The following is a 6,000-nucleotide window of genomic DNA, read 5'->3' as shown; positions in this document are numbered from 1 at the left end:
ATCACGCCGCGCCCGCTGTCGATATCAGTGACCCTGAGACCGGTGACCTCGGACACCCGCAGCCCCGCCGCATAGGCCGCGGTCAGCGCCGTGCGGATCTTCAGCTCGGGCACCGCTTCCAGAAAGCGGACAACCTCTGCCGCCGACAGAACCTCCGGCAGCTTGCGCGGCGCCCGTGCGTAGGCGATCAGGCTCGGGATCTCGGATCGGCCCAGTGTCACTCCGTAGAAGAACCGCAGGGCGCAGACCTTCTGGTTCAGCGATGACCAGGAAATGCCTTCCGCGACCAGATGCAACTGAAAGGCCCGGACATCCTCGACCCCGAGTTGCTCCGGGGATCGAGCAAAATAACGGCTGAACTTCGACACCGCAGACAGGTAGGATCGCTGCGTTGCCGGTGACAGATTGCGGATCGTCATGTCCTCGATCATGCGTTGCCGCAACGGGCTGATGGACGTGTTCATCGGAGGTGCTCCTGTCTGGGTGGATCGGGTGTCAACAACCGCAATCCTCTCAGACAGGGCACCAATCCCCAAACAGCGCGACCCAAGTGCCGCGGTAGCGGCTTCGTTCAATCCACCCCGCACTCCCAGCGCGAAGTCATCCATCTGATTTTGTTGTGCTTTTTAGGCCGGATTCTCTCAGGTGGATTCCCCGGTGAAATCCACTGTCGCTGGCGATCTTCTGCGCTCAGCCCCCCCGCATACAAATGCGCCCGGGAGGAACCCTCGGAGGGGGGCTAACGCAGAACGCCCGGAGCGATGTTCTCCGGGCGTTCTCCTGCGATAATTGATGTATGAGTCAAGAGGGGCAGCTCTGTCAATGGGTTAGTTCTGAGCATTGCAGCCGTTGAGACATCGTGCAGAGAACGACGGCAAGGAGCCCAATCTGTGAATTCAGATTTTCGCCATGTTCGCAGGCAGCGCAGAAATCGCTGCGACAGCGTAAACCTCTACGCCGCCGTGCGGCGGGAAAACCAGTCATTCATTCAAGCCGCAGCGGAAACGACGAGCTCAAGGCTCAAGTCGCGGACAGAACCGCCGGTCAAAGGTACTGTCCTGTCCTGCCGCTTCCTGCGCAAATCCGTCATTGGACGCGTTGCCGGCAAGGTCCGGAATGCGGACAAGGCGGTCGTGGCGTTTCGGCCACTGTTGACCGGTTCGGGCGCAATCTGCGGTGCAATCACATGGACAGGTCATCGCCCGCCAAAGACGGTCCGAATTCTTCCTTTGGCAACAGGCTGAAATGCGTTCCCGTCTTGACCGCAGACAGCATTCGATCACATCGAAAGGTCCTTGGCCCCTGCCTGAGATCGTCAAACGCAACGACGTACCAAATTGGATATTTCAGCAAAAGGTAGTGAGGTGCGATCTGCCGCTCGGACGTTTCGCCATCCTCTCTTTGGTAGCGTATCTGCAGCAACTCCTGATCGATAAATGCCTGGTGCAAGGCCTGTACGACCCGTTTCGGTGGGGCGCTGGCGCTCGCCTGAACGTAAGTTGACGCAGTCACGCCTATCAGTATGCGGGACTTCAGGCGGTTCACCTTGTTGCGCTTGTCCAGCGAAAAAGAGGCCACAAGTTGCCGCTGGACAGACCCTAGGCTTGCCAGGAACATTGGCGAGTTCATCTGCTCTGCAACAGCAATACTGATGAGAAGATCGACCGCCTCGGCATAGGACAGGTTCATCCTGCCGACGCCCCAATTCCGGTCAAGACGCACGCCACCGCCGCGCCCCCGATCGGCGTCGATCTGCATGCCTTGTTCCCGCATGAGCGACAGATCCCTCGCAATCGTGCGCGCGCTGACACCGTGTTGAAGCGCAAGGTCTTTGACCGTGCAATGGGCGTCCTGCTTCAGCTGAACCGCAAGCAGTTCCATCCGTCTCAGCCTGTCATGCGCATTTGTCCGGGTCATGAAACAAATAGGACATAAAATGGCATATTTATCAATATGAGCAGGAGGACACGAAGACCAAACGAAGATCGCCACCTGATCGTTGTCCCATCAACCTGGAAATAACCGACCGATGCAAAGCGGCACGACGTCGGCGCAAAGGAGAGCAAACAATGAAAATGAACTATTTTGTTGTCGGAACAAACAACATGGACGCCTCAAGAACCTTCTACGACGCTCTTTTTTCGCAGTCCGGCCTTCAGTGTGTGGCACCGTCAGAAAGAATGACCTACTGGCTCGGAGAGGATTTTGCCTTTGCAGCGGCGATACCGTTTGACACGAAGCCCGCCACAAATGGCAATGGCACGATGGTTGGTTTTTGTGTTGGAGACAACGAAGAGGTCCAGAGAATGCACGCATTGGCCATTGAACTCGGTGGCACCTGTGAAGGTGCGCCAAATCAGCGTGGGCCAAGGTTCTCCGCATACGTAAGAGACCTGGATGGGAACAAGCTGTGCTTTTCTGACTAGCGAGATCTGAACACAAAGCGACGGTCCACGCGCCGGAGATTCTTCAAGACCGGACATCGGTTGGTCATGCAGCATTGGGCACTTTGGGGTTTGACCGGTCATCTGATATTTTTTGTCAGATGACCGCAATGTCGGCAGAGCAGCCGGATGTTGTCGTGTCGACGACCGGCAAGTGTGGGCTCAGAGCTGCCGAACGCTCGCGCGGCATTGCCGGGACAGAACGCTGATCATCACCGGTCATATGATCGTCATGCCAAGTCATTGATCTTGTTCGACCTCACGCAATGAGCGGTCATTGACAGATCGAGTGCCGTGGTTTGCGCGTCGAGCGGCGAAGGCTGACAGCGAGCCCAAACTGCTCTGCTTGTGCACTCTTAGCGAAAGTCCGCTATGCTCGCCTAATGCAAGCACCAAAAAGACCAGAATCTTCAGCAACAATTGCTCCACCTTTGCGCCCTTTCCTTCCTCACGATGCAAGTACGGTGGCGCGGTTAAATGACATGGCGTCAGGAGGATTGCTCTTCAACATATGGGCAAAAGCGGCAGGCAAGGATGGAGACCCTTGGGAACAGGGGCGATTGCAACAAATTGACCAAGTGAATTCTGGTTGGGTTGTGATCGTGCTGGATCAAGGCAACGGGGTCGAGGCCGTTCTCATGGGACAACCGCACCCAACCGAACCAGTTTCGACAGACGATGTGGATCCGATTTGGGTTCCTCTCGTGGAGCTTGAGAACATGGTTCCAGGGAGTTGGTGCCTTAGCGTTATCGCAACTCTGCCCGAATATCGCAGTCGGGGGCATGCGGCAGTGCTGATGCAACAGGCTGAAACCCTCGCGCGTGACGGCCATCACCCAACTCTTGCGCTAGTCGTGGCCGACGAAAACGTCGGTGCGATCCGGCTCTATCAGAAATGCGGTTTTTCGGAGTTTGCTCGGCGTCCCATGGTAAAGGGCGATTTGGATGGACCGGGAGAAGATTGGATTCTTATGGTAAAACCACTGTCAGACAATTGAGAATTTTGGTGCCAGATGGATGAGCGAAGTTTCCGTGAAGCCAATTTGGCTGATGCAGACCCCTGCTTTGCGATCGAAACCGCCGCCTACGAAGGTGACGAAGCCGCGACCCACACCAAAATCTCCAAACGGATCGCGACTTATCCTGAGGGTTTTTTGATCCTTGAAGTAGACGGAGAAGTCGTTGGCTTTATCAATAGTGGCTGCGCGTACGAGGTCGAGATGTCTGACGAGGACTTCAAAGAACTCATCGGACATGACCCCGGTGCACCAAACGTCGTCATCAAGTCTGTGGTGGTCGACCCCATGGTGCAAGGTCGGGGCCATTCACGTGCGCTGATGGACGAGTTCGTCAGGCATATGCGACGGATGGACAAATCAACAATCCACCTCATGTGCAAAGAACATCATGTGCCGCTCTATGAGAAACTTGGGTACAGCTATCTGCGGCCATCAGCCTCCGATCATGGTGGTATGACTTGGCATGAGATGTCTTTGAAGCTTTAGACCATTGGCTGGTTGGTCGCGTTGAGCGGACCGATCAATGTTTGTTACCTACAGCCGTAAAGTCCGCTTCCCGTTTGTCGAGGCCGGTTGCAGCGAAGGGGAGGTTTCCGATCTGTAAGATTTCGGCGCTTTGAATGACCGGTTCGACGACTTGGGCTGCAACGCGGCGAAGTCATCGCGGCAGGCGCGAGCATTTTCTGCACCAGCGAAAGCCGCAAGAGCAAAAGGCGGGTCTGTCCGCGGACCAGCCCCTTGCGCCGGCTGCGGCGAACGGCAGGTGCAGTGAAATCCGAACCCGTTTCTGCCGTTCGCCAAGCATTTTGAGCCGGATGTGTGCTATCACGTTATTTCAATCCACTTGGCCCCCATACATTCCACGGTTCGAACTTTGGCATCTCCGCAGAGACGTCGATCTCTCTCAGCAACCTGGAGGTTGCCAGGCCGTCCCGGATCCAGCCCAGCGCCTGCCACCAGTCGACATAAGCCCGCCGCGCTCCATCAATCTGGTCGGAATGCGGTCTCCAGGTTACCGGACAGGCCAGCACATCGACCGTTCGCCATCGCCCGCGGCTGAGAACGCTTTCGGTCCCAACGACCACGGTGACCGACCGCTCGCCGTGCTGGTTGCAGCGGGTTTCGACAGGGACACAGAGCGGAACAGCCCCGGGCATCCAGTCCGGCGTCAGCCCGGCGCGTGCAAGTTCGGCGACACGGATCGCCATGCACCGCCCGCCGAGATCATCGGGCAGACCAGCAACGATCGCCGCGATCGTCTCAGCGTCTTCGTGGGTGCTGGCTTCGGGTCATGTCAGGGGAACTTGGGTTGCGGCGGGGTAGGGGGCCGACTAGCCTCCGTTAATGTCGAAACCTGACCCGTTCAAATACTTCAAGACGAGCCGCGAGATCATCCGCCTGGCGGTGATGCTCTACGTCCGTTTTCCGCTTTCGCTCCGCAACGTCGAGGATCTACTGCATGAGCGCGGCATCGACGTCAGCCACGAGTCAATTCGGTTCTGGTGGCACCGGTTTGGACCGGTGTTCGCCTCCGAGATCCGCAAGAAACGCGCCGAGCGGCTGTGTTCCTGGCCGCAGTGGCGCTGGCACCTCGACGAGGTGTTCGTGAAGATCAACGGCAAACGCTACTATCTTTGGCGGGCGGTTGATCACGAAGGCGAGGTCCTGGAAAGTTTCGTGACGAAGCGGCGGAACAAGAAGGCGGCATTGAAATTCCTCAAGAAAACAATGCGCCGCTACGGTCGGCCGGAGACCATCGACACTGATTTGCTTCGCTCTTACGGGGCGGCCTTGAAGGCGATTGGCGCTTGGGCGCTGCAAGAAACCGGCCGTTGGCTGAACAACCGGGCTGAGAATTCGCACCTGCCGTTCCGACGACGAGAACGGGCAATGCAGCGTTTTCGGAGAATCCGAAGTTTGCAGCTGTTCGCCGCCATCCACGCCTCTGTCTTCAACCATTTCAACTCGGAGAGAAGCTTCCACTCACGAGCGAACTTCAAGAAGAACCGTGCCGCCGCCCTCGCAGAGTGGCGTCAACTTGGCGCGGCATAAGGGACAGCGATCCGCCGTTGCAGAGACTGGTTCGAATTTGTCTGACAGCACCCTCTGGGCTGCAAGCCGCCAGCGCCGGAGACCATTATCAAGATGGAACCAAGGCCAGTGATGCACTAACAATCAAACTGAACCAGTCAGATCAGGCTCCCCAAACCCGGTCGAGTGCCAACCCGGTCGGTAAATTTCCACAACTCACGGTCTGCGTGACTAAGAACGCAGGCGCTCCGCTTCGCCCGAGGCGAGCCAACCGCCTGCGATCAACGTCAGTTACAAGCCGGGTAATTGGCGCGATCAGCTTCCGATACATCAACCGGGCATTCAGTGTTGATGTTTGCTTCCGAGATGTCTGTCTCCAAGGTCATGTCAGGCTCGGCACAAGCGGCTAGAACAGGTAGGAGAAGCAGGAGTGTGATCTTTTTCATGTAAGGTGTCCCTAGATCGAGAGTTGGTTGGTACGACTTATGGTCTGATTTCGACCGAGC

The 6,000-nt window shown here is 57.1% G+C and carries 7 protein-coding genes and 1 pseudogene; 4 read left to right on the top strand and 4 right to left on the bottom strand.

Annotated elements, in window-relative coordinates:
* The coding region (locus CLV78_RS16865) for a tyrosine-type recombinase/integrase (RefSeq protein WP_146136714.1) at window positions 1–464 on the bottom strand (464 nt) is incomplete at its 3' end.
* A 718-nt stretch (window positions 465–1,182) separates the two neighbouring features.
* Window positions 1,183–1,881, bottom strand: a complete 699-nt coding sequence (locus CLV78_RS16860; RefSeq protein ID WP_106206147.1) for a helix-turn-helix transcriptional regulator — start codon at window positions 1,879–1,881, stop codon at window positions 1,183–1,185.
* Between the two features lie 188 nt (window positions 1,882–2,069).
* Here CLV78_RS16860 and CLV78_RS16855 point away from each other — a divergent pair, with 188 nt between their 5' ends.
* The 3 genes from CLV78_RS16855 to CLV78_RS16845 all read left to right on the top strand — a co-directional run bounded on the left by CLV78_RS16855 (window position 2,070) and on the right by CLV78_RS16845 (window position 3,949).
* Window positions 2,070–2,426, top strand: coding sequence for a VOC family protein (locus CLV78_RS16855; RefSeq protein WP_106206145.1), 357 nt, complete (start codon window positions 2,070–2,072; stop codon window positions 2,424–2,426).
* 500 nt (window positions 2,427–2,926) lie between these two features.
* Window positions 2,927–3,442, top strand: a complete 516-nt coding sequence (locus CLV78_RS16850) for a GNAT family N-acetyltransferase (RefSeq protein ID WP_211301026.1) — start codon at window positions 2,927–2,929, stop codon at window positions 3,440–3,442.
* 15 nt (window positions 3,443–3,457) lie between these two features.
* Entirely contained in the window at window positions 3,458–3,949 is a 492-nt protein-coding gene (locus CLV78_RS16845) for a GNAT family N-acetyltransferase (RefSeq protein ID WP_106206140.1), read from the top strand.
* Between the two features lie 344 nt (window positions 3,950–4,293).
* On the opposite strand, the pseudogene CLV78_RS24200 reads toward CLV78_RS16845, so the two are convergent.
* Window positions 4,294–4,740, bottom strand: a pseudogene (locus CLV78_RS24200) (hypothetical protein); the annotation flags it as partial.
* A gap of 67 nt (window positions 4,741–4,807) precedes the next feature.
* On the opposite strand from CLV78_RS24200, the gene CLV78_RS16835 reads away from it, so the two are divergent.
* Window positions 4,808–5,515, top strand: a complete 708-nt coding sequence (locus CLV78_RS16835; RefSeq protein WP_106206138.1) for an IS6 family transposase — start codon at window positions 4,808–4,810, stop codon at window positions 5,513–5,515.
* Window positions 5,516–5,781: 266 nt separating this feature from the next.
* On the opposite strand, the gene CLV78_RS24000 is transcribed toward CLV78_RS16835, so the two are convergent.
* Window positions 5,782–5,940 (bottom strand): hypothetical protein, encoded by a 159-nt coding sequence (locus CLV78_RS24000; RefSeq protein WP_158263583.1) that lies wholly within the window; start codon window positions 5,938–5,940, stop codon window positions 5,782–5,784.
* Between the last annotated feature and the right edge of the window lie 60 nt (window positions 5,941–6,000).

Source organism: Aliiruegeria haliotis (assembly GCF_003003255.1).
In the GTDB taxonomy this organism is placed as follows: Bacteria; Pseudomonadota; Alphaproteobacteria; order Rhodobacterales; family Rhodobacteraceae; genus Tropicimonas; species Tropicimonas haliotis.
The sequence above is the reverse complement of the archived record's forward strand: the minus strand, read 5'-3'. Positions and strand labels throughout refer to the sequence as shown.

What these genes read in the sequence shown, in the direction of transcription:
- CLV78_RS16860 (WP_106206147.1), bottom strand. Translation starts at nt 1,881, where the DNA reads ATGGAACTGCTTGCGGTTCAGCTGAAGCAGGACGCCCATTGCACGGTC.
- CLV78_RS16855 (WP_106206145.1), top strand. Translation starts at nt 2,070, where the DNA reads ATGAAAATGAACTATTTTGTTGTCGGAACAAACAACATGGACGCCTCA.
- CLV78_RS16850 (WP_211301026.1), top strand. Translation starts at nt 2,927, where the DNA reads ATGGCGTCAGGAGGATTGCTCTTCAACATATGGGCAAAAGCGGCAGGC.
- CLV78_RS16845 (WP_106206140.1), top strand. Translation starts at nt 3,458, where the DNA reads ATGGATGAGCGAAGTTTCCGTGAAGCCAATTTGGCTGATGCAGACCCC.
- CLV78_RS16835 (WP_106206138.1), top strand. Translation starts at nt 4,808, where the DNA reads ATGTCGAAACCTGACCCGTTCAAATACTTCAAGACGAGCCGCGAGATC.
- CLV78_RS24000 (WP_158263583.1), bottom strand. Translation starts at nt 5,940, where the DNA reads ATGAAAAAGATCACACTCCTGCTTCTCCTACCTGTTCTAGCCGCTTGT.